We start from the raw sequence: 22410 nt of genomic DNA on the forward strand, positions 1-22410 counted from the left end.
GGCCAGCGGAGCGTGTCGGACCGGCAACCGAACGAATCGAGCGGTCGGACAGCTTAAGCGTCTTCTATCAGCTCTTCGAGCTCCGATATCGTCCGTTCGAGGGAACTCGTCACGCTCGAACCGTTCCGTTCGATGGTGATGTCTTCGAGTATCTCTTCGGCGTCCCCGTCCTCGATCTCCGAGTCGAGTTCGTCCTTTACCTCTTTTAGCATCTCCTCTACGTCTTCGGCGGCGTCTTCGTCCTCGGCGTTCATCGTCACCTCTAGCCCGCGGGTGTCACCGTCTCTGTACACGGAGCCAGAGACCGTGTCGACGTCTTCTATCGGGCTGAAATCGATGGAATCCTCGCCGGTCCCGCTTTCCTCCGGGACGGAGCTGTCGTCGGGGTCCGGCATGTTGGTGGCAAACCGGAAGGGCGCGTCCCGCGTGCTCGTGTACGCGTCCTTGAGTTCTCCCTCGATGGCATCCGCGTCGCCGTTCTTGACGTCGATGGTGTCGTGGACGGCGTCTTCCGTTCCGACGACTATCTCGTCCGACGGGAGCGCCCCGACCCACGGGCCGCCCTCCTCTTCGGGTTCGTAGACGACCGACCCCGAGTGCTCCGCCTCTTCGAAGTCGATGTTGTCCGCGTTCTCGATGCTGTCCTTGATGTTCTCCGCAGTCAGGTCCGCGTTGACTATAGCGGCGCCGTACTCCGCGAACGTCTCGTAGTCCGCCCCACCGAACTCGCTGAACGCGGTTACTTCGTGGAGTTTCGTCGGGTCGATATCCGACTCGTCTTCGAACTCTTCGAGTACCTCGTCGAAGTCCTCCGGTCCCTCGTAGTAGTCGGACTCGGACCGCCTGTCGAGGTACGTGTTGGTCAGGGTCTCGACGCCCTCGTCCTCCCGGATGACGTCGATGTTCGCGTACATGAGCGCGTCCGCGTCCTCGGGAATCGCGTCGAGCGCTCCAGACGGGCTACCGACGAACGGAACCGAGTCCAGACAGCCAGCCGTGCTTCCCACCGCGGCCACTGACGCGAGTCCAGCAGCAGAACGGAGTAGTTCTCTTCGTTGCATATCTGCCATGGAGCCTTACTTATCATGGCTTGACTTCAGTTTACTGGTAGTATCGAACACTGTGATCATAGCCGGTGTCGGTGGACTCGACAGATATCTCCGTCCGAATATAGATACCGTGTGTCCCCGTCTCGCTCACCGAAAGCTGTTACAGCACTTCGGACACGCACCCTCTAGACGCTGGCGGGAGAGCGCGTCGAGTTCGAGGGGCCTTTTCGACGGGCTGTAATCTGCCCGTACTCCCCTCTGGAACGGCTCGCGGGAGTTCCGGACGGCTGCGCACTATCCCGGTCGCACAGCCGGGGTTCGATAACCTCGGCTTTCGACGACACTGTCCGGGCTTACCGTTCGCTACGGCGGCAATAACAAACCGTATTTGCGAGAGGATGTCGTCCGTATGGAACAGGATTCCAGCAACTACCAAGCATCGTATCGCCGACTCGCCACACTGGCGGTCGTCCTGAGTCTCGCTCTGGTGCCGTTGAGCGGACTCGGCGCCGCACAGCAGGCCGGCAACCAGACCGCGGCGGGCAACCAGTCCTTCGTCGCCATCCAGGGCGACGAATGTACCCCGATATCCTCGTTCTCGGACAACCAGTCCGCAGTCGAGTACTACGACTACCGGCTTCCGGCGGAGTTCTCGGGTAATCCCTACGCCAACGCGACGGGGAGCGCCTTCGGGTCCGAGGGAACGATAGACCTCCAGGAGCCGAACGGAAGCGTCGTCTTCCTGTACACCGACACCACGGACGACAGCACCTACCTCGTCTTCGTCAACGGCCAGGAGGCCAACAACGAATCGACGGGCGGCGCGGCCACCTTCGAGATTACCGGCCTCCCCGAGGACGGGAACTGGACGGTCCGTGACGACGACTACAACGACACCACGAGCGTCGACAACTGGAACGTCACCGACACGACGACGACTGTCGACTGGATCTGGTCCGACGCGGCCACCGACGGCGGTGTCTACTCCGACATCGACAACGACACCAACGTCACTGTCGAGCCGGCGTTCAACGAGGACGCCGAGCTGTTCGGCCAGAACGGCAACGGCACCGTCGACTCGTGGCAGGTCCTCTCGAACGAGAGCGACAACGTCAGCCGGACCGACCTGGAGCTCAACGAGTCGCTCCAGATTGCGGGTGGCACCTGTGAGGACCCCGCTGACGGCGCCACTGACGACACTGACACGAACGAGACCGCGTCGGTCACCTTCGACGACCAGGAGACCGACGGCACGAGCGTCACAGTCCAGAACGTGACGGTGCCCGAGGACGGCTACGTCGCCATCCACAACGACAGCCTGCTCGACGGTGACGCCGTCGGCAGCGTCGTCGGGGTCTCCGAGTATCTCGAAGCCGGCAGCTACGACAACCTCACCGTCGAACTGTTCGACGTGCCGGGTACCGACTTCAACGAGTCGGAGCTGACCGAGAACGAGACGCTCATCGCGATGCCACACGAGGAGACGAGTGGCAACGAGACCTACGACTTCATCAGCAGTAACGGCACCGAGGACGGACCCTTCACCGACGACGGGGAAGCGGTGACCGACGACGCTAACGTCACGGTGGTCAACGAGACGGAGGACACCAACGAGACGGAGACGCCGGAAGACAACGAGACGGAGACACCGGCGGAGGACGACGAGGGTCCGGTTATTCCGTTCCCGACCTAGTAACGACCGAGCGCTCTCGGTCACTTTTTTCTCGTGTCGGTCGACCGGCACGGCTCTGAACAGGCGAGACGGACCGTCAACACTCTTAACCGAGGACTTCAATGGAGTAGGTATGACACACGACGAGCCGTTCGCTGCTACCGAAGCGAGTCGCCGAGCGACGTGGGGGCCAACAGCATGAGCGGTCGCCCGGAGATGTTCGAGGGCGTCGACGAAATCTGGCTCGACGGGGAGTTCGTCGACTTCGAGGACGCACAGATCCACGTCCTCACCCACGCGCTGCACTACGGCACCGGCGTCTTCGAGGGCGTGCGCTGCTACGAGACCGAGGAGGGCCCCGCTATTTTCCGGTGGGAAGAGCATCTGGACCGCTTCTACGACTCCGGCAGGGTGTACGACATCGACATTCCCTTCGAGAAATCGGAGCTCACCGAGGCCACCGAGGAGCTCATCCGCCGCGAGGAGCTGGACTCCTGTTACATCCGTCCCATCGCCTTCTACGGCTACGGGCCGCTGGGCCTGAACCCCGGCAACTCCCCGGTGCAGGTCGCACTGGCGGTGTGGCCCTGGGGCGCCTATCTGGGCGACGAAGCGCTCGAAGAGGGCGTCGACGTGGCCGTCTCCTCCTGGCGCAAGTACGCCTCCAGCCAGATTCCGACCAACGCCAAGACCACGGGCACCTACGTCAACAGCGTGCTCGCCTCCCAGGAGGCCAAAGCCAACGGCTACGCGGAGGCCATCGTCCTCAACAAGGAGGGCAACGTCGCCGAGGGCCCCGGCGAGAACATCTTCCTCGTGCGCGACGGCGAGATATACACCACCGGCCTCGCCGAGTCCATCCTCGACGGTATCACCCGCCAGACGGCCATCGAACTGGCCGAGGACATGGGCTATGTGGTCCACGACGACGCGACCATCTCGCGGGGCGAGCTGTACACCGCCGACGAGCTGTTCTTTACTGGGACCGCGGCGGAGGTCACCCCTATCCGCAGCGTCGACGACAACCAGATCGGCTCGGGGACGAAGGGGCCGGTCACCGACGATATCCAGACGGCCTTCTTCGACCTGGTGGAGTCGGGCGACCGCGAGGAGTGGTTCCGCTACCTCTAGTCTTCGTCGCTCGGAATCGGCATCGTCTGTTTCCGGTCGTTCGTGTCGCCGAAGCCGGCCGAGAGGATACGCGTCAGCGCGTCCTCGACGCGCTCGTCGGTCTCCTCGTACACGTCGGATTCGACCTCGATGACGTAGCCGGTGGTGATGTTCGGCGCGGTCGGCAAGAAGAGCACGTCGCGGCCGTCGTCGGTCGTCTTTCCGGTCTTGAACGCCGTCATCCGCATCCCGTCCCACACTTCGAGTTTGACCGGCGCCTGTAGTTCGTCGGTCCCCCCGACGGCCGTCTCGACCGCCATCTTCGAGGCGTTGTACACCACGCGCAACCCCGGAACGTAGTTCATCGTGTCGTCGAGCGTCTGTTCCACGAAGTCGCCGAAGGCCGTCCGCATCAGATAGCCCACGGAGAAGACGATGAGGACGAAGAGTACCATCGCCACCGACACGCGGACGAACTCGACGGCGGTCGGCGTAACGGCGTTGGCGGGGGCCCCCAGTGCGAGCAGGAGATTCCTGTCGACGGAGGGGAGAAACACGGACGCACCGGCGAGGATGCTGTAGAGATAGACGATGACGTACGTCGTGACGAGTATCGGCAACAGGATGATGAGACCGCTGGCGAAGTCCCGCTTCCACGACGAACCTGAGGCCATATCCTCACCTGAGCGTGACGGATTATCAGCCCTTTCCTTTTCCTATAGAACGTGTGAGGCGACCTAGTGTCAACGAGTGTTGCAGTTCGGACGGTGTCACCGACCGAAGCCACATCGGTTAAGAGGTGGCCACGTGACGGCGCGCACATGGAGCTAGTCGGGGTCGTCGTGACCGCTGTCTGGGCGATGTTGCCCGCGTACGTGCCCAACAACGTCGCCGTGCTGGCAGGCGGCGGCAAACCGATAGATGGCGGGCAGAAACTGGGTGACCGCCGCATCCTCGGCGACGGGAAGACCCACCGTGGCACCGTCTTCGGGACGGCGGCCGGAGTCGCCCTCGCACTGTTGCTGTCGGAGATTGCACCGACGACGAGCGACCTTCTGGGTATCCAGTTGCCGACCTTCCCCATCCTCGCCGGGCTCGGACTGGCCTTCGGGGCGATGCTGGGCGATATCGGGGCCTCGTTCCTCAAGCGCCGGACCGGCCGGGAACGGGGCGCCGCCTTCCCCGGGCTGGACCAGCTGGATTTCGTCGTCGGGGCGCTGGCCTCTGTCTGGGTGCTGGCGCCGGGGTGGACCGAAGGGGTGTTCACGCCGCCGGTGTTGCTCGCCGTGCTCGTGCTCACGCCACTGTTGCACGTCGTGACGAACGTCGGCGCCTACGCGCTCGGGCTGAAAGACGAGCCGTGGTGAGGAGTACAGGCTCTCGCTGCGGTCGGTTCCGGTTTCGAGAGCAGTACTGACTGCTGAGCGACACAACGCTCTTGCGGGAAGTGATGTGCTTTTCACAGCGGCCGCGTGAAGGTGGGGTATGAGTACTTCGACGCTGCGACTTGCGACACGCGGCTCCGACCTCGCCCTTCGGCAGGCCGCCACGGTTCGGGACTCGCTCGCGAGCCGACGGCTCACAGTCGAACTGAGCGAGGTCGAGACGACGGGGGACCAGCTCACCGACGAGCTCATCCACCGGCTGGGCAAGACCGGCGCCTTCGTCCACAGCCTGGACGAGAAGGTGCTTGCCGGCGAGCTCGACGCCGCCGTCCACTCGATGAAAGATATGCCGACCGAACGGCCCGACGAACTGGTCGTCGCCGGCGTGCCCGAACGCGGGGCCGCCGAGGACGTGCTGGTGACGCCCGAGGGTATCGACCTCGAGGACCTGCCCGAGGGGAGCGTCGTCGGCACGTCGAGCCTGCGCCGGAAGGCCCAGCTGCTCGCAGAACGCCCAGACCTCGTCGTCGAGCCCCTTCGCGGGAACGTCGACACCCGCATCGAGAAGCTGCTGGCGCCGTCGCTCCAGGCAGAACATCAGGAGCGCCACGAGGCCGAAGAGGAACGGAAGGGCGAAGCAGGTGACCCCGACAGCGACTACGAACACCCCTACGAGCAGGACGTCGAGGCGTGGTTCAACGGACTGGCGGAGCTGGAACGCCGCGCGCTCGAACGCGAGCCCGACACCGAGTACGACGCTATCGTGCTGGCGAAAGCCGGGCTGGACCGCGCCGGGCTGACCCACCACGTCGGGACCACGACGCTCGACCCCGAGCAGTTCGTCCCGGCGCCGGGCCAGGGCGCGCTGGCGGTGACTGCCGTCGACGGCGACCTCGCGGCGGATATCAACGACCGAATCGACGACACCCAGACCCGCGTCGAGACGACCGTCGAGCGGACGATTCTGGCCGAACTCGGCGGCGGCTGTGTCGCGCCTATCGGTATCCACGCCCGGCTCGCCGGGGGCGTCGTTCGAACCGTCGTGCGGGTGCTCTCCCAGGATGGCACGGAGAACATCCAGGTCAGCCGTGACCTCCCCGTCGAACGCCACATCGACGCGGCCCAGGACCTCGCTGCGGAGCTCGCCGACAGGGGGGCGGACGACCTCATCCAGGCCGCGCGCCGGGATAGCGAGGGGGCCGACGACGACGCCGCGACTGCCCGGGAGGAAGACGAATGAGCGACGGTTCTCACGAAGGTAAAAGTGAGTCGGCGGTCGGGAAGGTGTATCTCGTCGGCTCCGGCCCGGGCGACCCCGACCTGCTGACGGTGAAGGCAAAGCGCCTGCTGGAGGAGGCCGACGTAGTGCTCCACGACAAGCTTCCGGGTCCCGAAATCCTGGAGATGATTCCCGAGGAGAAGCGCGAAGACGTGGGCAAGCGTGCCGGCGGCGAGTGGACGCCCCAGGAGTACACGAACACCCGACTCGTCGAGACCGCCCAGCAGGGCAACGTCGTCGTGCGGCTCAAGGGCGGCGACCCGACGGTCTTCGGCCGGGGCGGCGAGGAGATGGTTCATCTGGCGGCAAACGACATCCCGTTCGAAATCGTCCCCGGCATCACCAGCGCCATCGCCGGGCCGGAGGCGGCGGGCATCCCCGTCACCCACCGTGACTACGTCTCTTCCGTCTCCTTTGTCACGGGCCACGAGGACCCGACGAAAGACGAGTCGGCGGTCGACTGGGAAGCACTGGCCAACACCGGCGGGACCATCGTCGTCCTGATGGGCGTCGGCAAGCTGCCCGGCTACACCGACGAACTCCTGAAGTACGGCATGGACCCCGACACCCCTGTGGCGCTCATCGAGCGGGCGACCTGGCCCGACCAGCGCGTCGCCACGGGCACCCTCGATACCATCGTCGACGTGCGCGACAGCGAGGGTATCGAACCGCCCGCCATCACCGTCATCGGCGAGGTCGCCGGCGAACGAGAGCGGGTCGTCGAGTTCCTGGAGGGGGTCTGATGCGGGAGGCGCCACGGCTTCGGGTCGCGGCGTTCCGGCCCGACGACGAGCGCCTCGCCGACGCCGTCGAACTGCTGGAGTCGCTCGGGGCCGACCCCGTGCCGGACCCGATGCTCGCCGTCGAACCCACCGACGCGGCCCCTCGTGAGGACTGTGACTACGTCGTCCTGACCAGCAAGACCGGCGTGGAACTGGCCGCCGAGGCCGGCTGGAACCCCGAGAAGGCGACCGTCTGTGCTATCGGCGACTCGACCGCCGCGGCGCTGCGCGAGGCTGGCTACGCCGTCGACGTGGTGCCCGAAGAGTTCTCCTCGACCGGGCTGGTCGAGCGGCTCGCGGCGGAGGTGGCCGGCGCTCGCGTCGAGGTCGCCCGCTCGGACCACGGGTCGGCCGTGCTCACTGACGGGCTCGAGGACGCCGGCGCGTACGTCCACGAGACAGTTCTCTACCGACTCGTCCGGCCACCCGAGTCCGGCGAGTCGGCCGAACTCGCCGCCGCTGGCGACCTCGACGCAGCGCTCTTTACCTCGTCGCTCACCGTCGAGCACTTCCTCGATGCGGCCGCGGAACGCGGTATCCGTGATGCTGCCCTCGAAGGCCTCTCGGACGCGACGGTCGGGACTATCGGAAATCCCACGAAGGAAACAGCCGAAGCAACAGGCATTCGTGTCGATATCGTCCCGGAACGGGCCGACTTCGAGACGCTGGCCTGCGAGGTCGTCGAGGCGGCCGCCCCGACCCACCACGAGTAGCCCGGACTGTATCAGTCGGCCGGCTCGGTCGCGCGTTCCTCGCCCGCCAGCTCCGTCCGGAGGGTGTCGAGTTCGTTCTCGACGGACCGCTCCGTCGAGAGGCGGTCCAGCTCCCGGTCGATGTCGTCGCCCTCTTCGAGGACGTTCTCCAGCTGGCCCGTCTCCGCCAGCTCTTCGAGTGCCGCCGCGCGTGCCTCCATCCGCTCCGTGCGCTCGGTGGCCCGCTCCATCGTCCGGCCCACGTCGTCCAACGTCGTGCCGACGCCGGTGAAGGCCTCGGAGACGCGGGCCGACGCCTCGGCGGCCTCGTACCGGGCCTTGACGGTCTCCTTGCGCGTGCGGAACTGCTCTATCTGGCTCGATAGCTCGGCCCGCTTGCCGACCAGCTGGTCCTGGGTCGCCTGCAAGTTCGATATCTGCTCGCTGAGCTCGGTTATCTGGGAGACGTGGGCCTGTTTCTTCTCTACGGCGCGCCTGGCGAGGTCCTCGCGGTCCTGGCGCATGGCCGCTCTGGCCTGCCCGTCGTACGTCTCGACGTTCTCCCGGAGGCGTCGGCGATGTATCTCCAGTCGTTTCTTCTGGGTCGTCACGTCGGCGACGGCCCGCGTGACGTTCTGTAGTTCGTCGCGCAACTGCTCGTAGGAGTAGTCGAGCTCGCTCGCGGGGTCCGACGTCCGGTTTATCAGTGCCGAGAGCTTCGAGCGGATGGTGAAGGCGAGCCGACCGAGCAGGCTCATCGACCCACCTCGACGGACCGGCTGGAGAACGCGGGGCGGCGATTCATACACTGGTGTAGGGATGGAAACAGGATAACCCCATCGGGAAATATACGGCTACCGACGGAACCACTCTTGACCGCCTATACGGGCTTGTATCGGTGTTTGTGCCAGACGATGGTGTGCTATCCACCAGTTAATTATCAATCTCAGTTTATTGATATGGCGGCCGGTAGAACAGTCGTACATCGATGGAGCGACTTCGCTCGGCTGTCGACGTCGTATCGGCCTCGGTGCCAGATGAGGGGACGTGGTCGGCAATCGACGACGAGACGGGGCCACGGAACTGATGCTCGACGACTGGCCAGTCGTCGGGCTGCTGGCGGCGGTCGGCGTCCTTTTGCTGGTCACGGCCGGGGTGGTGCTGACTGGCGTCTTCGGCTTTTTTGGGTCCGGTGGGGTGGGCGTCGGAACCGACTCGCCGGCTATGCCGACCCCCAGCGCTACGCCGGGAGCGGAGACGCCAGCGCCCCCTCGCCAGCCGTTCACGCTCGAAACCCGTGCGGTCGAGGAGTGTGGGATGCTGTGTCGCAATGTGACCTCGGCGGTGACCAACGAGCAGCCGACGGTCGCACGCGACGTGACCGTCCGCACCCGGCTCTACGCTGGCAACGACACCGACGGCGAAGTCCGCTGGGAGGGAACCGAGCGAGTGGCTCGACTCGGCCCCGGTGAGACCTATCAGACGACACAGCGGGTCGAACTCCCTCTCGAAGCCGCCCTCGCAATCCGTGAGGCAGACGGCTGGGTGACGATACGCACGACGGTCGAGACCGCCGAGCAGTCGGTCACCGTCACCGACCGCCGCGAAGTCGGTTGACGCGTCGGCTTCGACCGCCGCGAAGCTACGTGACGCGTCGGCTTCGACCGCCGCGAAGTCGGTTGACGCGCCGGCTTCGACCGCCGCGAAGCTACGTGACGCGCCGGCTTCGACCGCCGCGAAGCCACGTGACGCGTCGGCATCGACCGCCGCGAAGTGAAATCGTGCTCCTGAAGCTTTTTATCCGGAGGCGAACCTATCTCGCCACCATGAGTGTTCCCGTTCCCGCGCTGGCCGACCGCGCAACAGCGTCTGCCGACCGCCTTCGCGCGGCCGACCGCGTCCTGTTGGCCTCCCACATCGACGCCGATGGGCTGACGAGCGCCGCCATCGCGTCGGCGGCGCTGGCGCGGGCGGGGATTCCCGTCGAGACGGTGTTCAAGAAGCAACTGGACGCCGACGAGATAGCGAGTATCGCCGCGAGAGACGAGGAGACGGTGCTGTTCACCGACTTCGGCTCAGGCCAGCTAGACGTCATCTCGGAGCACGTCGCCGCGGGCGACTTCGAGGCTGTCGTCGCCGACCACCACCAGCCCGCCGACCCGGCCGAGTGCCACCCCGACGCCGTCCACGACACCGACGGTTACGCCGACTTCGACTACCACTGCAACCCCCTGCTGGTCGGCATCAACGGCGCCTCGGAGCTGTCCGGTGCGGGGGCGGCCTACGTGCTGGCGCGGGCGCTGGAACCCGACGACGGGGACAACCGCGACCTCGCGGCGCTGGCAGTCGTCGGCGCGGTCGGCGATATGCAGGCTGTCGGCGGCGAACTCGTCGGTGCCAACAGCGGAATCGTCGAGGAGGGCGTCGCAGCTGACGTGTTGACCGAGGGGACCGACCTCTCGCTGTACGGCAAGCAGACCCGCCCGCTCCCGAAACTGCTCGAGTACGCGACGGAGGTCCCGATTCCAGGCATCTCGAACGACCAGGCCGGCGCCACCCGCTTCCTGGAGAAGCTGGGGCTGGACCTGAAGCGACAGGGCGAGTGGCGTACCTGGGCGGACCTCACCGACGACGAGCGCCAGACGGTCGCCAGCGCTCTGGTCCAGCGAGCCGTCAAGCGCGGCGTTCCGGCCGAGAAGATAGAGTCGCTCGTCGGCACGACCTACACGCTGACCGCCGAGCCAACTGGGACGGAACTCAGAGACGCCAGTGAGTTCTCGACGCTGCTGAACGCCACTGCTCGCTACGAGCGAGCCGACGTGGGGCTCGCAGTCTGTCTGGGCGACCGCAAGGCCCCCCTCGAACAGGCCCGGAAACTGCTCGCGAACCATCGTCGGAACCTCTCGCAAGGGCTGGACCTCGTCAAAGAGCGCGGTATCACCCACGCCGAACACGTCCAGTACTTCGACGCCGGCGACGCCATCCGCGAGACCATCGTCGGCATCGTCGCCGGGATGGCGCTTGGGACCGACGGCGTCGACGCCGACAAACCCATCATCGCCTTCGCCGACGCCGACGGCGAGACGAAGGTCTCCGCGCGGGCGACCGGCCCGCTGGTGGGCCGTGGTGTCGACCTCTCGGTGGTGATGGGTGAGGCCGCCCGCTCGGTCGGGGGCGACGGCGGCGGCCACGACATCGCCGCCGGTGCGACCGTGCCCGCGGGCGAGGAGGACGCGTTCATCGCGGCCGCCGACGACATCGTCGCCGACCAGCTCGGGTAAGCCCGCCGGGACGGCAACAAGAGCTATACGTTCTCACATACGATACTGGGGCGAATGGACCGACGCGTGCTGTTCGACGCCCTGCTGGTCGTCGTCGGCGGGCTCCTCGCCTACACCGAAACGTTCGGCTTTGCGGACCCGCGAGCGACGCTCCGCCAGATACTCGCCATTCTCGCAAATCTCGACGTCCGCGTCTATCTCGTTCTCAGCGGCCTCTTTGGCATCGCCTTTGTCGGCTACCTCGTCGTCTACCTCCCACAGAAGGACGCCCGAACTATCCGGCCGCGGTAGTCGACAGCCACCGCGTGGCGCGACTCCGTACCATCTTTATTGTGTGGGTCCCTCCTCCCGGCCAATGACCGACTTCGACCCCGAGCAGTTCGAGGACAAGTACGCCAACTACTTTCCACAGCTCCAGAAGGCCTACCAGCAGGCCTTCGAGGTGATGAACGACCGCTACGACTCCGAACTCGTCCACGCCATCGACCAGCAGGTGTTGAACGAGTCCGAGCCGTTCTACGACGACGACCGTGGGTTCTATATCGAACTCCCCGAGGACCCGGGCGACCGGCTCACCGCGGTCATCGTCGACGACGAGAAGTTCTCGGCCGTCCTGGAGGAGTACGTCGACCAGCTAGAGACGGAACTGCACGAAATCTTCGGCGTCGAACGCTAAAAAAAGGCGGTCGCTACGGTGCTACCGGTGTCCGCGTGGGTCCCTCACCGCCGTCACCACCGCCGAAGCCGCCGTCACCGCCACCGCCGAAGCTGCCGTCACCGCCACCGCCACCGAAGCCGCCGCCACCTGGGGCGTCTTCGGGCGATTTGTCACCGGAGACCAGGAAGTCGAGCAGGTTACTCACCAGCACCTCGTTGTCGGCGTGGTAGAGATACTCCTGGTCGAAGATGCTCGCGTCACCGACTGTGACGAAGTTCCCCTCTTGGGCCAGGACGCCGTAGGTATCCGACTCGCGCGTCGTCGACAGCGTCGTTCCCTCGGTGGCGGTCAGTCGCGTCTCGCCGCCGCTGACGGCGACCGACTCGTGGAGCACGACCCGGTCGACGCCCTCGGTGAGCTCGGAGTTACCCGACGGCGTCGCGTAGACGTTCCGGTAGTTGTTGGCGTTGTCGTCCATGTTGTACAGGTAGCCGTTCTCGTAGGTCACGCCGTACTCGCTGGACACCGAAAGCAGCGGGTTCGGCGACGGAGCGCCGAAGCGACTGCTGGAGCCGAACAGTCCGAGCGGAACCTGCTGGCGCGGTTCGTTCATCAGGACGACGCGACCGCCCGCGTCGGTGAACTCGCGCAGGCCGGCAGCGTCCGACTCGGTGAAGGGCCGGCTGGCGCCGAAGACGATGTACGCGTCGGCCTCGCTCAGCGTGCTGTTCAGGCTCGCGCCGTACCCCGAACCGCCGGAGCTGTACCGGACCGAGGCCCCGCTCTCGATCAGTGCGTTGGTCATCGGCGTCACGGTCTCGGGCGTGACACTCGAGCTTCGAGTCGTGTCGATGACGACGACCTGTCCTTCGGCGTCTTCGGACATCGATATCTCGCCACTCTCGTTGGGGACGTCTGCGACCGCATCGCCTGTGTTGAACGCCGAGGCGTTCGCGTCGTTGACCGCCGGTGCGGACCCGCCGCCCGCGCCGAGCGCGACAGACCCGATGCCGACCGCCAGTACGAGCGCGACGAGGAAGACGCCGACTCGTTTCGCGACGTTACTCATCGCGAACACCTCCCTGGTCGGTGCTGTTGTACAGGATTCGTTCGTTCTCGAGGGTGCCAAACAGCATGAGGAATCTGACTCTGTCGATACCGTTGTCGTCCATCGGCGCCTGGTCGACGGTCACGGTGCTGTTCGTGTCGTCTCCGGTGTTCAGACCCAGCAGCGAGAGCTGTGGCTGTGCCGGGTCGCGGTAGCTCACCTGGTAGTCCGAGACGCCGGCGTCTTCCGCGGCGGCTGCGATGGCGTCCTCGGTGTTTCCAATCTCGTCGGCGTAGCCGGTGTTGACCGCACGACCGCCGACGTAGATGGTCGCCTCCGCGACGGTCTCACGGTCGACAGTGAGATTATCGCCGCGTTCTTGCATCACCGAGCCGACGAAGGACCGCTGCATCGACTCGATTGCGGCGTACCACTCGTCCTGTGTCATCGCTCCGGCCTTGTCCGGCCCGGTCGTCACGCCCGGCGGGAGACCCCCACTCGACGGGACGCTCGCTCTGACACCGACGCTACCGACGAGGCTGCCCGGCGTGACGTATATCTTGTCACTGGCAATGGCAGCGTAGTAGCCGCCGGAGGCGGCGCTGCTGCCGACACTCGTGTACACCGGCTTCTCGTCTGAGAGCCGTTTTATCGCCATGTACATCGATTCACTGGCCGCGGCACTACCGCCGGGGGTGTTGATGTCCAGCACGACCGCCTTGACGGAGTCGTTGTTCCGGAGGGACCGGATCTCCTGGACGGTCTGCTGGCCTGAAGAGGCCGTTATCGGTTCATCGATACTCACTACAACGACGTGGTTCTCGTTGCTTTCCGCGACTGCCACCGCGTACGGCGCCACCGCGGCGCCGATGAGGAGGGCGACGATCGCGAGGACTGTGTACGACTGGAGGGCAGTCGTCACATAATTGTCGATTGGGTTATTCATATCGCCTACGTTTCGAGCCTGACACGTATGGATAATAAAACTATCTGGATATAACTAGGACGTACCTGGCACAGACCGTGTCGGTCCGTGCGGCCGGCGAGATGGCAAAGTTCCTTACGCTCGCCCCGCAAGCGCGGGTATGGACCAACGGACGCCGCCCCAGACCGAGGAGGGCTGGTACGTGCTCCACGACTGTCGCCGTGTCGACTGGGACGCCTGGCGCGATGCCCCCCAGCGGGCCCGCGACCGGGCGCTCGCCGAGGGTATCGACTTCCTCGAAGGATACGAGTCGGTGGCCGACGCAGCGGAGGGTCAGACGGCCGTCTACACCGTCATGGGTCACAAGGCCGACCTGATGATACTCCATCTGCGGCCGACGATGGCCGACCTCGACGCCGCCGAGCGCCACTTCGAGCAGACCGAGTTTGCGGCCTACACAGAGCAGACGTTCTCCTACGTCTCGGTCACGGAAGCGTCGGGCTACACAGAGAAGGCCCGCGAGTACTTCGAGGGCGAGGTCGACGACGACTCAGGCCTGGCGCAGTACATCCAGGCACGGCTCCACCCCGACGTACCCGACGAGGAGTTCGTCTGTTTCTACCCGATGAGCAAGCGACGCGACCCCGAGCAGAACTGGTACGATATGTCCTTCGAGGAGCGGGCCGCCCACATCAAACGGCACGGCGACATCGGCCGTGGCTACGGCGGGAAGGTGAACCAGATGATATGTGGCTCCATCGGCTTCGACGACTGGGAGTGGGGTATCACGCTGTGGAGCGACGACATGACCCACATCAAGGAGCTGCTAACCGAGATGCGCTTCGACCCATCGACCTCCCGCTTTGCGGAGTTCGGTCCGTTCTACGTCGGCCGCCGGTTCGCGCCAGCGGACCTGCCCGCCGTCCTGGCCGGCCAGCGGGTCCCGACCGACGAGGCGGACGGGGTCCCGTCGACCGCCACAGACGACCAGCCGGCCCACGCCACTGCGACCGACGCTCACGCGACCGATAGCGGCCACGCGGCCGACGCCGACGGCCACGGGAACGTCCACCCCGGCAGCGCGGGCGAGGGGGACCACCCACACGGTGACGACGCCGCCGACGCCGACCACCCGACGAGCGGCGAGAGCGACGAGGACGGCTCGTCGGGTAGCACCGGTGGCCGTCCGGACGTCTCGGGCGACTTCGAGGAGGTCGAGGACGCCGTGGGCCGGCTCGGCAGGCTGGGTCTCCACGAGGACGAGGCTTACGACGCCGGCGACTACGCGCTCGTCTTCCACTCCGCGGCGGACGCCGAGGACCTCGTCGACGACGTGGGGGAACTCGCCGAGAGCTTCGACCACTACGACCGCCACGTCACGACGACGGTGCGGGCCCAGAGCGGCCAGAGTTACGTCGTCAGCATCTGGACCGCGAAGGAGGCCGCCGAGACCGCCGCCGGCTTCCTGAGCGACCTCGACGGCATCGAGGAGCGCGTGGGCGGCCAGCTCGGGGAGCCCGACGAGGCGGACGGCAGCGACGAGGACGACCAGACCGCTGCGTCCTCCCAGTCCATCCGTGAGGAACTGGACGCCGAAGGCGTCTACGCCGGCCAGCCCCACGGCGAGGACGTCTACGCCCTCGTCGTGTACTCCGAGGCCGACCCGGAGACGCTGGCCGAGGAGGTCTCGGGCCTCCGTGACGCCTTCGACCGATACGACACGCACGTGCGGACGACTATCTACGAAGACCTGGACTCGGACACCACCGCCGTCGCCTCCCTGTGGGACACCGAGGACGCCGCCGGCACGGCGAGTGAGTACCTGACAGACCTCCCCGACGTCGTCCGCCGGCAGGGCGAGAGCGACGGCTTCGGGACGATGGGGATGTTCTACACCGTCAAGCCCGACCATCGCGAGGACTTCGTCGCAAAGTTCGACACCGTCGGCGACCTGCTGGCGGAGATGGACGGCCACCGCGAGACGGCACTGCTTGCCAACCGCGACGACGCGAACGATATGTTCATCGCCAGCCAGTGGGACAGCAAAGACGACGCCATGGCCTTCTTCCGCTCGGATGAGTTCTCCGAGACCGTCAGCTGGGGGCGGGACGTACTGGCCGACCGACCGCGCCACGTCTTCCTGGCCTAATAGGTCGACTTTCGCATCTGATACCCGAGCAACAAGGGTTTTGACGGCACCACTCGCTACTAACGGTAATGGTAGGCGAGGCGGGACTGAGCGTCCTCATCGCCGTCCTGATGCTCGTCGCGGTCCTCGCCAGCTACGGGTTCGCCTGGTACTCCTGGCGACGGGTCGACCATCCCATCTCCGACCGGTTCGCGCTGTTACTGGTGGCCGACGGTTCCTGGGCCCTGTTCTCGCTGCTTGGCCACGTGAGTCCGACCGACGAGCTGGCGCTGCTCTTTCGCTTCCCGTTCACGACCGGCTCGGCCGTGCTCGCAGTCGTCTTCTGGTTCCTGTTCGTCATCGAGTACACGACCGACAGCGAGTGGATTCCGTCGGTCGTCGTCCGGGGGTTCGTCCTCCTCGCGGTCGGCTACATCGCGGTGCTCGCTGTCAGCCCAGTCGGCTTCATCTACACGGAGGTCGGCGTCGCTCACTTTGGCCACATACGGATACCCTACGGGGAGTTCGGGCCCGGCGCGCTGGCGTACCTGCTCGTCACCTACGCCGTCTTGCTGTTGACGTTCGGGCTGTTGGGCCGCTTTCTCCTGCAGACGCGCAACCTCTTCCGGAAGCAGGCTGCGGTCATCTTCGCGTCGACATTTGCGGTGTTGCTGTCGACTATCGTCTTCGTCGCCCGGCTCTCCCCGCACCCGCGACTCGACCTGACGCCCATCCTGTTCGTCGTGCAGGCCGTCGGCGTCGGGGTCGCACTGTATCGCTACGATTTCCTCGACGTCGAACCGATGGCGGCCCACACGCTGCTCGAAGAGATGGCCGACCCGGTGTTCGTCGTCGACTCCAGCGAGCGGCTGGTCGACTGGAACGACGCCGCCGACGCCTACGTGGTGCGTGACGACGGCCGGACAACCCTCGACGACATCGCGATTCCGGACCTCCCAGGGACGCTGACCGCCACCGACGGTGGGCCGGGCGGCGATACGACCACAGTGACGACGACACGGTCCGGCGGGAGCCGGGAACGGGTCACCTTCGACGTGCGGACGACGCCCATCGAGGACCGGTACGACATCGTTCGGGGCCGCGCCGTCGTCCTCAGGGACGTCACCGAACAGGAGCAGCGAAAGCGCGCCCTCGAAACCCAGAACGAGCGCCTGGAGGAGTTCACCGGCGTCGTCAGCCACGACCTCCGGAACCCGCTGCAGGTCATCGACAGCCGCATCGAACTTGCCAGACAGACAGGCGACCTCTCCCATCTCGAGGACGCCGGTGAGGCGACCCGGCGTATGGAGGAGCTGCTCGAAGACCTCCTCGACCTGGCGCGGGAGGGCCAGGTGCTGGACGAGACTGACGAGGTCGACCTGGCCGACTGTGCGAGACGCGGCTGGGAGAGCGTCGATGCACCGGAGGCCAGCCTGGCCGTCGAGACCGAGCGCGTCGTCGTCGCCGACGAATCGCGGCTGCGGCAGGTGTTCGAGAACCTCTTTCGTAATGCCATCGAACACGGCGGCGACGACGTGACCGTCACGGTCGCCGACACCGACGACGGGTTCGTGGTCGCCGACGACGGGCCGGGCATCCCTCCCGAAGAGCGCGACAGCGTCTTCGACCTGGGCGTGACCTCCTCGACCGACGGAACAGGGTTCGGCCTCGCAATCGTCGAGCGTGTCGTCGCGGCCCACGGCTGGTCGGTCACGGCGAGCGAAAGCGGGAGCGGCGGCGCCCGCTTCGACGTCTCACTCTCGGAGCGGACCCTGCCCGCACTCGATGAGTGACCTCGCGGGCTACCGGGTCGGCTCGGCGACGAACCGCAACCGTCGGTAGTCCGCCGTCCACGTCTCCGACTCGGGGTCGTACAGCACCGGCCGCAGGCGTTCTTCGACGGCATCGAGGACGGCTTCGTGGTCCGACTCGGTGACCGGCGCGAACAGTTCGTCCCCGAACATCTCGATCCACTCCCGTAGCCCTGCCTGGCCGCCGTCGAGCTCCGTCGGCCGGTCGAACAGCACGGCGTCGGTGACTTCGAGTCCGTGATTTTCCAGGCGGGGCGCGTACTCGCCGATGCTCGGGAAGTACCACGAGTGGTCGGTGTCGTACCCCCGCGCGTCGAGTTCGTCGCGGACGGCCCGCTCGACCTGCGAGACGTTGCCGTGGCCGCCGAACTCCGCGACGAAGCGGCCCTCGTCGGTCAGTGCCGACCCGACCATCGACAGGACGGCGTCGTGGTCGTCGCCCGGAATCCAGTGCAGGGCGGCGTTCGAGAAGACGGCGTCGAAGGCGCCGTCGGGCTCGTATTCGCGGGCGTCGGCAACCGCGAAGGTGAGCGCCGGATACCGCTCGCGGGCTTGCTCGACCATCGATGCGGCGGCGTCGATACCCACGACCTCGGCACCGCTGTCGGCGATTACTGCCGAAAGCGTCCCCGTCCCACAGCCGAGGTCGAGGACGCGCTCGCCGGGCTGGGGGTTCAGCAACCGCACCACGTCTCTGCCATACTCCGCGACGAAGCCGTGGCCCTCGTCGTAGTCGTCGGGGTCCCACTCGTTGTCGGGCATGTCGCTGGCGACGGTCGCGTGTGTGGAAAAAGTAACTGCGGGTGTGGTAACGACTCAGTCGTCGTCTTCGGTCGTCGTCCGCTCGATGTCCAGCTCGTCGAAGTAGATGTCGGCCCCGTCCTGGGCGACTTTCTCGGCCAGCACGGCACATTTGATACGCATCGGGGAGATGTCGACCCCGAGCATGTCGACGATGTCGTCACGGTCCAGATCGTTCAGTTCCTCGACGGACATCCCGTGGAGGCGCTCGGAGAGCATCGACGCCGAGGCCTGGGAGATGGCACAGCCGTCTCCGCGGAATGCGACCTGCTCGATGGTCTCTTCGTCCTCGCTCAGCACCACGTCCATCCGGATTTCGTCACCGCACATCGGGTTCTCGCCGACGTGGGTGAACGTCGGATCCTCGATTTCCCCCGTGTTTCGGGGGTTCTTGTAGTGGTCGAGAATCTGCTGCCGGTACATGTCGGAGCCTCCGATACCCATTGTTGAACCATCATACGGTGCTGACGCGGAAAAGCATTGCCTATGAACCTTTTTGCTGCGGGGGTTCGCACAGCGAACCCCGCTTGCAAAAACGTTCATGAAAAAGGCGGGAATCGCCGCGCTCGCGGCGATTCCCGTGAACCGGCGGCACAGCCGCCGGATGCTTGCTTCGACAGCCTGCCCTTCCCCGTCTGCGCGGCACGGAGGCCGCGCACGGCCACCGCTTCGCAGTTCTAACAACGCTGTAGGTGGCCCACACACTTATCTTTCCATCGGTGAATTAGGCGAATAGAATGTCGGAGGATGGGTCGTCCCGACGGACGTTTCTGAAGGGCGCGGCGACCGGCGGCGTCGGGGTCACGCTCGCCGGCGGCGCGTACACGCAGCGTGCGCGGCTGTTCGGCGGGGGCGACGGTACGAACTCGCTTTCGGGCCCGGACCACATCACGCGGCTCGTCCCGGACGGGCAGGTCACGGACCGGGCTACCGGCGGGGTCTGGGCCGACAGCGGGAGCTGGCGGGACGCGGTTCCGGGCGACGGCGCACACGTCCTGATACCCGAGGGACGGGCGGTGACCCTGGCGAGCGAACTCGACGCGACCTACAGAACTGTGCGCGTCGACGGGCGGCTTCGGGTCGACCCGACGGCCGCCAGCCGGCTGCTGGTCGATACACTGGTCGTCGCGGGCACGGGGACGCTCGAACTTGGCACGCCCGACGAGCCGGTCCAGCGGGGTGCCGGCGCCGTGGTCGAGTTCACGGACGACGGCGCTATCGACGAGGACTGGGACCCCGAACGGGTGAGCCGCGGGCTGCTGGCGCTCCCGGGGTCGACGGTCCACGTTGCCGGTAGCGAGCGGACCTCGTGGGCGCGAACGGGGACGGCACCACGGGCTGGCGACCGGTCGCTCTCGCTGGCCGAGGCGCCGACCGGCTGGGCCGAGGGCGACCGCCTCGTGGTCGCCGGCCTCGACCCCGACGAGAACCAGGACGAGGCCGTCACCGTCGCCGGCGTCTCGGGGTCGACGGTCGAACTCGACCGGTCGCTGTCCCACGACCACGTCCCGCCACGGGAGGACTTCGACGCGTACGTCGCCGTGATGGACCGCACCGTCACGCTGCGCTCGGAATCCGCGGCCACCAAGCGCCGCGGGCACGTGATGTTCATGACGACTGACGTGCGCGTCCAGCACGCCGCTTTCGATTCGCTTGGTCGGACCGACAAGTCCAGGCCGGTGACCAATCCGGACAACGGGACGCCGCCCGACCCCGACACGCCGAACCCGAAGGCCCGCTACGCCTGTCACTTCCACCGCACCGGCATCGACGCGACCGAGGACCCCCGCGTCGTCGAGGGCTGTGTCGTCGACGGCAGCCCGGGCTGGGGCTACGTCAACCACCACAGCAACGTCGCCTTCCGGGACAACGTCTCCTACGGCGTGTTCGGGGCGGGCTTTGTCGCCGAAATCGGCAACGAAATCGGTGCCTTCGAGGGGAACTTCGCGCTGCGCTCGACCGGGACCGGCGGCGGCCCCGACCGTCGGCAGTTCAAGACGGACCGCGAGGGGGCCATCGACGACTTCGGCCACGGCGGCTACGGCTTCTGGCTCCAGAGCCCCGGCGTCGCCGTCGACGACAACGTCGCTGCCGGCCACCGCCACCACGGCTTCGTCTGGTGGACCAGACCGAAACCCGACCGGGAGAAGGACCCCGAGAAATTCGAGGGCATCACCATCGACTTCGCGAACTTCCCGGTCGAGAACGTGACGGGCCAGGACAGGCTTCTGGCGTCCGACGCGGTGACAGACGGGAAGGTGCCCTCGACACAGGTCCGCTTTCGCTCTTTCGCGGGGAACACCGTCTTCGCCTCGGGCGGTGGCGCCGACATCTCCCGCCACCGATTCGGCGACGCCCACGACCAGGTCGAGAGCTACAGCGTGGTGGACGAGTTCACGGCGTTCAACCTCGGGGCCCACTACAGCCAGTGGGACAGCCGACGGGTCCCCAACGAGGGCGGCGCACAGGGCGGCCAGAACGGCATCTCGATACGCTACAGCGCCAACGTCGTCGTCCGGAACCCCACACTCGTCGACGGGGTGGGCGGCTACCGCGGCGTCGGCATCAACCGCAACCACGCCCCCCAGAATCTCCGGGTCGAGAACCCCGACATAGAGGGGTGGTTCACCGGCATCCGCGCGCCGCCCCGCGGGGAGAGCCCGATAACGGGCGGGCGGCTGGACAACGATATCGACGTCCACGTCATCGGCGGGGGCACCTCGAACCGCTGGAGCAGCCCCCACGAGGTCGCTATCGAGAACGTCGACTTCGGCGACGGCGGCCGGGCATCGGTGTTCATGGGCGCGGACCTCCAGGACGACCTCTACAGTATGCTCTCGCCGAACGACAGCGTCACCCTCGAGGGCACGCCGCTGTACTTCGACAGCCAGCGGCCGGACGTGGTGCCGTTCCCGACCGAGGCGGACCTCGGCGACGTCGGTGGGGACGAGCTGGGTGACCTCTCTGAGGCCGACCCGGCCGAGTTCGTCGGGAAGTCGAACCGCGAACTGATGAACGCCTACGGGCTCGCCGTCGAGGGCGAGCCCCTGCCCGACGATGCCGGCGCCAGGTCGGACGTTCTCGGCGGGTTTGCCGCGGGCTCGAACGGGAGCCGGGACGCTCCCGCGCCCCTCGACGCGGTCGCCTCGACGGTCGGGTCGGCCCACGAGTTCGGTACGCTCGCCCAGGGTGAACGGCTCTACGTCTACGACGACGCCGAGTTCCTGACCGTGCCGGGGAAATACGCCGGGCTGTCGTACATCCGCCCCGAGAAAGAGGACCAGGACATCGAGCGGCCGTCGGGCTACCGGCTGGACCTCGCCGAGCCCGCGGACGTGTTCGTGGCCTACGACGCCGAGTCGACGCCGGAGTGGCTAACGGGGTGGACCGACACCGGCGACTCCATCGGCACCGACGACGGCACCCGACGGGTGTTCAAGAAATCCGTCAGTGCGGGGACGACGTGGCTCGGTGGCTGTCCGGACACGTACAAGATGTACTCGGTGTTCGTGCGATAGCGATGCGCGCGGACAAAGTGAGAACGAAGAACCGCTTCGCGAACAGCTGACGAGCCTGGCGAGACTCGTTGCACTCGTCTCGCTGGCACTGCGCTCACTTCGTTCGCGCAGTACGTCGTCTATCGCGACGACACTCGTCAGGCAAACAGCTGACGAGCCTGGCGAGACTCGTTGCACTCGTCTCGCTGGCACTGCGCTCACTTCGTTCGCGCAGTACGTCGTCTATCGCGACGACACTCGTCAGGCAAACAGCTGACGAGCCTGGCGAGAC

At 66.4% G+C, this 22410-nt stretch carries 20 protein-coding genes; 13 read left to right on the forward strand and 7 right to left on the reverse strand.

From position 1 onward, the window contains the following. Positions 1–53: 53 nt before the first annotated feature. The gene (locus EGD98_RS12955) at positions 54–1061 is read right to left on the reverse strand and encodes a hypothetical protein (RefSeq protein WP_220588789.1); all 1008 of its coding nucleotides are present in this window, start codon (positions 1059–1061) and stop codon (positions 54–56) included. Between the two features lie 397 nt (positions 1062–1458). Between EGD98_RS12955 and EGD98_RS12960 the strand changes: the two genes are divergently transcribed. Next, positions 1459–2742, forward strand: coding sequence for a DUF7282 domain-containing protein (locus tag EGD98_RS12960; protein ID WP_220588790.1), 1284 nt, complete (start codon positions 1459–1461; stop codon positions 2740–2742). A gap of 177 nt (positions 2743–2919) precedes the next feature. Next, positions 2920–3852, forward strand: coding sequence for a branched-chain amino acid transaminase (locus tag EGD98_RS12965; protein ID WP_220588791.1), 933 nt, complete (start codon positions 2920–2922; stop codon positions 3850–3852). Here the strand turns inward: EGD98_RS12965 and EGD98_RS12970 are convergent. Further along, positions 3849–4505, reverse strand: coding sequence for a DUF502 domain-containing protein (locus EGD98_RS12970; RefSeq protein WP_220588792.1), 657 nt, complete (start codon positions 4503–4505; stop codon positions 3849–3851). The two genes, EGD98_RS12965 and EGD98_RS12970, sit on opposite strands and share 4 nt — an antisense overlap. A gap of 147 nt (positions 4506–4652) precedes the next feature. On the opposite strand from EGD98_RS12970, the gene EGD98_RS12975 reads away from it, so the two are divergent. The 4 genes from EGD98_RS12975 to EGD98_RS12990 all read left to right on the forward strand — a co-directional run bounded on the left by EGD98_RS12975 (position 4653) and on the right by EGD98_RS12990 (position 7990). Next, entirely contained in the window at positions 4653–5198 is a 546-nt protein-coding gene (locus EGD98_RS12975) for a CDP-2,3-bis-(O-geranylgeranyl)-sn-glycerol synthase (RefSeq protein ID WP_220588793.1), read from the forward strand. 118 nt (positions 5199–5316) lie between these two features. Further along, positions 5317–6456: a hydroxymethylbilane synthase gene (hemC, locus tag EGD98_RS12980; protein ID WP_220588794.1), complete on the forward strand. Its 1140-nt coding sequence runs from the start codon at positions 5317–5319 to the stop codon at positions 6454–6456. Beyond that, the gene (gene cobA, locus EGD98_RS12985; RefSeq protein WP_220588795.1) at positions 6453–7238 is read left to right on the forward strand and encodes a uroporphyrinogen-III C-methyltransferase; all 786 of its coding nucleotides are present in this window, start codon (positions 6453–6455) and stop codon (positions 7236–7238) included. The genes hemC and cobA overlap by 4 nt, the downstream gene beginning before the upstream one ends. Next, a complete protein-coding gene (locus EGD98_RS12990) occupies positions 7238–7990 on the forward strand; it encodes a uroporphyrinogen-III synthase (RefSeq protein WP_220588796.1) in 753 nt (250 codons plus the stop codon). The genes cobA and EGD98_RS12990 overlap by 1 nt, the downstream gene beginning before the upstream one ends. A gap of 11 nt (positions 7991–8001) precedes the next feature. Here EGD98_RS12990 and EGD98_RS12995 read toward each other — a convergent pair whose 3' ends face one another. Continuing rightward, positions 8002–8727, reverse strand: coding sequence for a PspA/IM30 family protein (locus EGD98_RS12995; RefSeq protein ID WP_220588797.1), 726 nt, complete (start codon positions 8725–8727; stop codon positions 8002–8004). Positions 8728–9055: 328 nt separating this feature from the next. Between EGD98_RS12995 and EGD98_RS13000 the strand changes: the two genes are divergently transcribed. The 4 genes from EGD98_RS13000 (at position 9056) to EGD98_RS13015 (ending at position 11926) form a co-directional block, all read left to right on the forward strand. Beyond that, on the forward strand, positions 9056–9586 hold the full coding sequence (locus tag EGD98_RS13000; RefSeq protein WP_220588798.1) for a hypothetical protein: 531 nt from the start codon (positions 9056–9058) through the stop codon (positions 9584–9586). 209 nt (positions 9587–9795) lie between these two features. Further along, complete coding sequence (gene recJ / locus EGD98_RS13005; RefSeq protein ID WP_220588799.1) at positions 9796–11250, forward strand: RecJ family nuclease; 1455 nt, start codon at positions 9796–9798, stop codon at positions 11248–11250. Between the two features lie 54 nt (positions 11251–11304). Then, positions 11305–11541 (forward strand): hypothetical protein, encoded by a 237-nt coding sequence (locus tag EGD98_RS13010; protein WP_220588800.1) that lies wholly within the window; start codon positions 11305–11307, stop codon positions 11539–11541. A gap of 64 nt (positions 11542–11605) precedes the next feature. Beyond that, entirely contained in the window at positions 11606–11926 is a 321-nt protein-coding gene (locus tag EGD98_RS13015; RefSeq protein WP_220588801.1) for a DUF5783 family protein, read from the forward strand. 13 nt (positions 11927–11939) lie between these two features. On the opposite strand, the gene EGD98_RS13020 is transcribed toward EGD98_RS13015, so the two are convergent. Both EGD98_RS13020 and EGD98_RS13025 read right to left on the reverse strand, forming a co-directional pair. Continuing rightward, positions 11940–12977: a GldG family protein gene (locus EGD98_RS13020; protein WP_220588802.1), complete on the reverse strand. Its 1038-nt coding sequence runs from the start codon at positions 12975–12977 to the stop codon at positions 11940–11942. Beyond that, on the reverse strand, positions 12970–13902 hold the full coding sequence (locus tag EGD98_RS13025) for a S49 family peptidase (protein ID WP_220588803.1): 933 nt from the start codon (positions 13900–13902) through the stop codon (positions 12970–12972). Before EGD98_RS13025 ends, EGD98_RS13020 begins: the two co-directional genes overlap by 8 nt. 139 nt (positions 13903–14041) lie before the next feature. On the opposite strand from EGD98_RS13025, the gene EGD98_RS13030 reads away from it, so the two are divergent. Beyond that, on the forward strand, positions 14042–16030 hold the full coding sequence (locus EGD98_RS13030) for a heme-binding protein (protein WP_220588804.1): 1989 nt from the start codon (positions 14042–14044) through the stop codon (positions 16028–16030). Between the two features lie 68 nt (positions 16031–16098). Continuing rightward, entirely contained in the window at positions 16099–17802 is a 1704-nt protein-coding gene (locus EGD98_RS13035) for a sensor histidine kinase (protein ID WP_220588805.1), read from the forward strand. A 9-nt stretch (positions 17803–17811) separates the two neighbouring features. On the opposite strand, the gene EGD98_RS13040 is transcribed toward EGD98_RS13035, so the two are convergent. Next, complete coding sequence (locus EGD98_RS13040; RefSeq protein ID WP_220588806.1) at positions 17812–18582, reverse strand: class I SAM-dependent methyltransferase; 771 nt, start codon at positions 18580–18582, stop codon at positions 17812–17814. A 54-nt stretch (positions 18583–18636) separates the two neighbouring features. Continuing rightward, positions 18637–19065, reverse strand: coding sequence for a Fe-S cluster assembly sulfur transfer protein SufU (gene sufU / locus EGD98_RS13045; RefSeq protein ID WP_220588807.1), 429 nt, complete (start codon positions 19063–19065; stop codon positions 18637–18639). Between the two features lie 293 nt (positions 19066–19358). On the opposite strand from sufU, the gene EGD98_RS13050 reads away from it, so the two are divergent. Beyond that, positions 19359–22139, forward strand: a complete 2781-nt coding sequence (locus EGD98_RS13050; protein WP_220588808.1) for a G8 domain-containing protein — start codon at positions 19359–19361, stop codon at positions 22137–22139. Positions 22140–22410: the final 271 nt, after the last annotated feature.

The organism is Haloarcula salinisoli, from assembly GCF_019599405.1.
Taxonomy (GTDB): Archaea; Halobacteriota; Halobacteria; order Halobacteriales; family Haloarculaceae; genus Haloarcula; species Haloarcula salinisoli.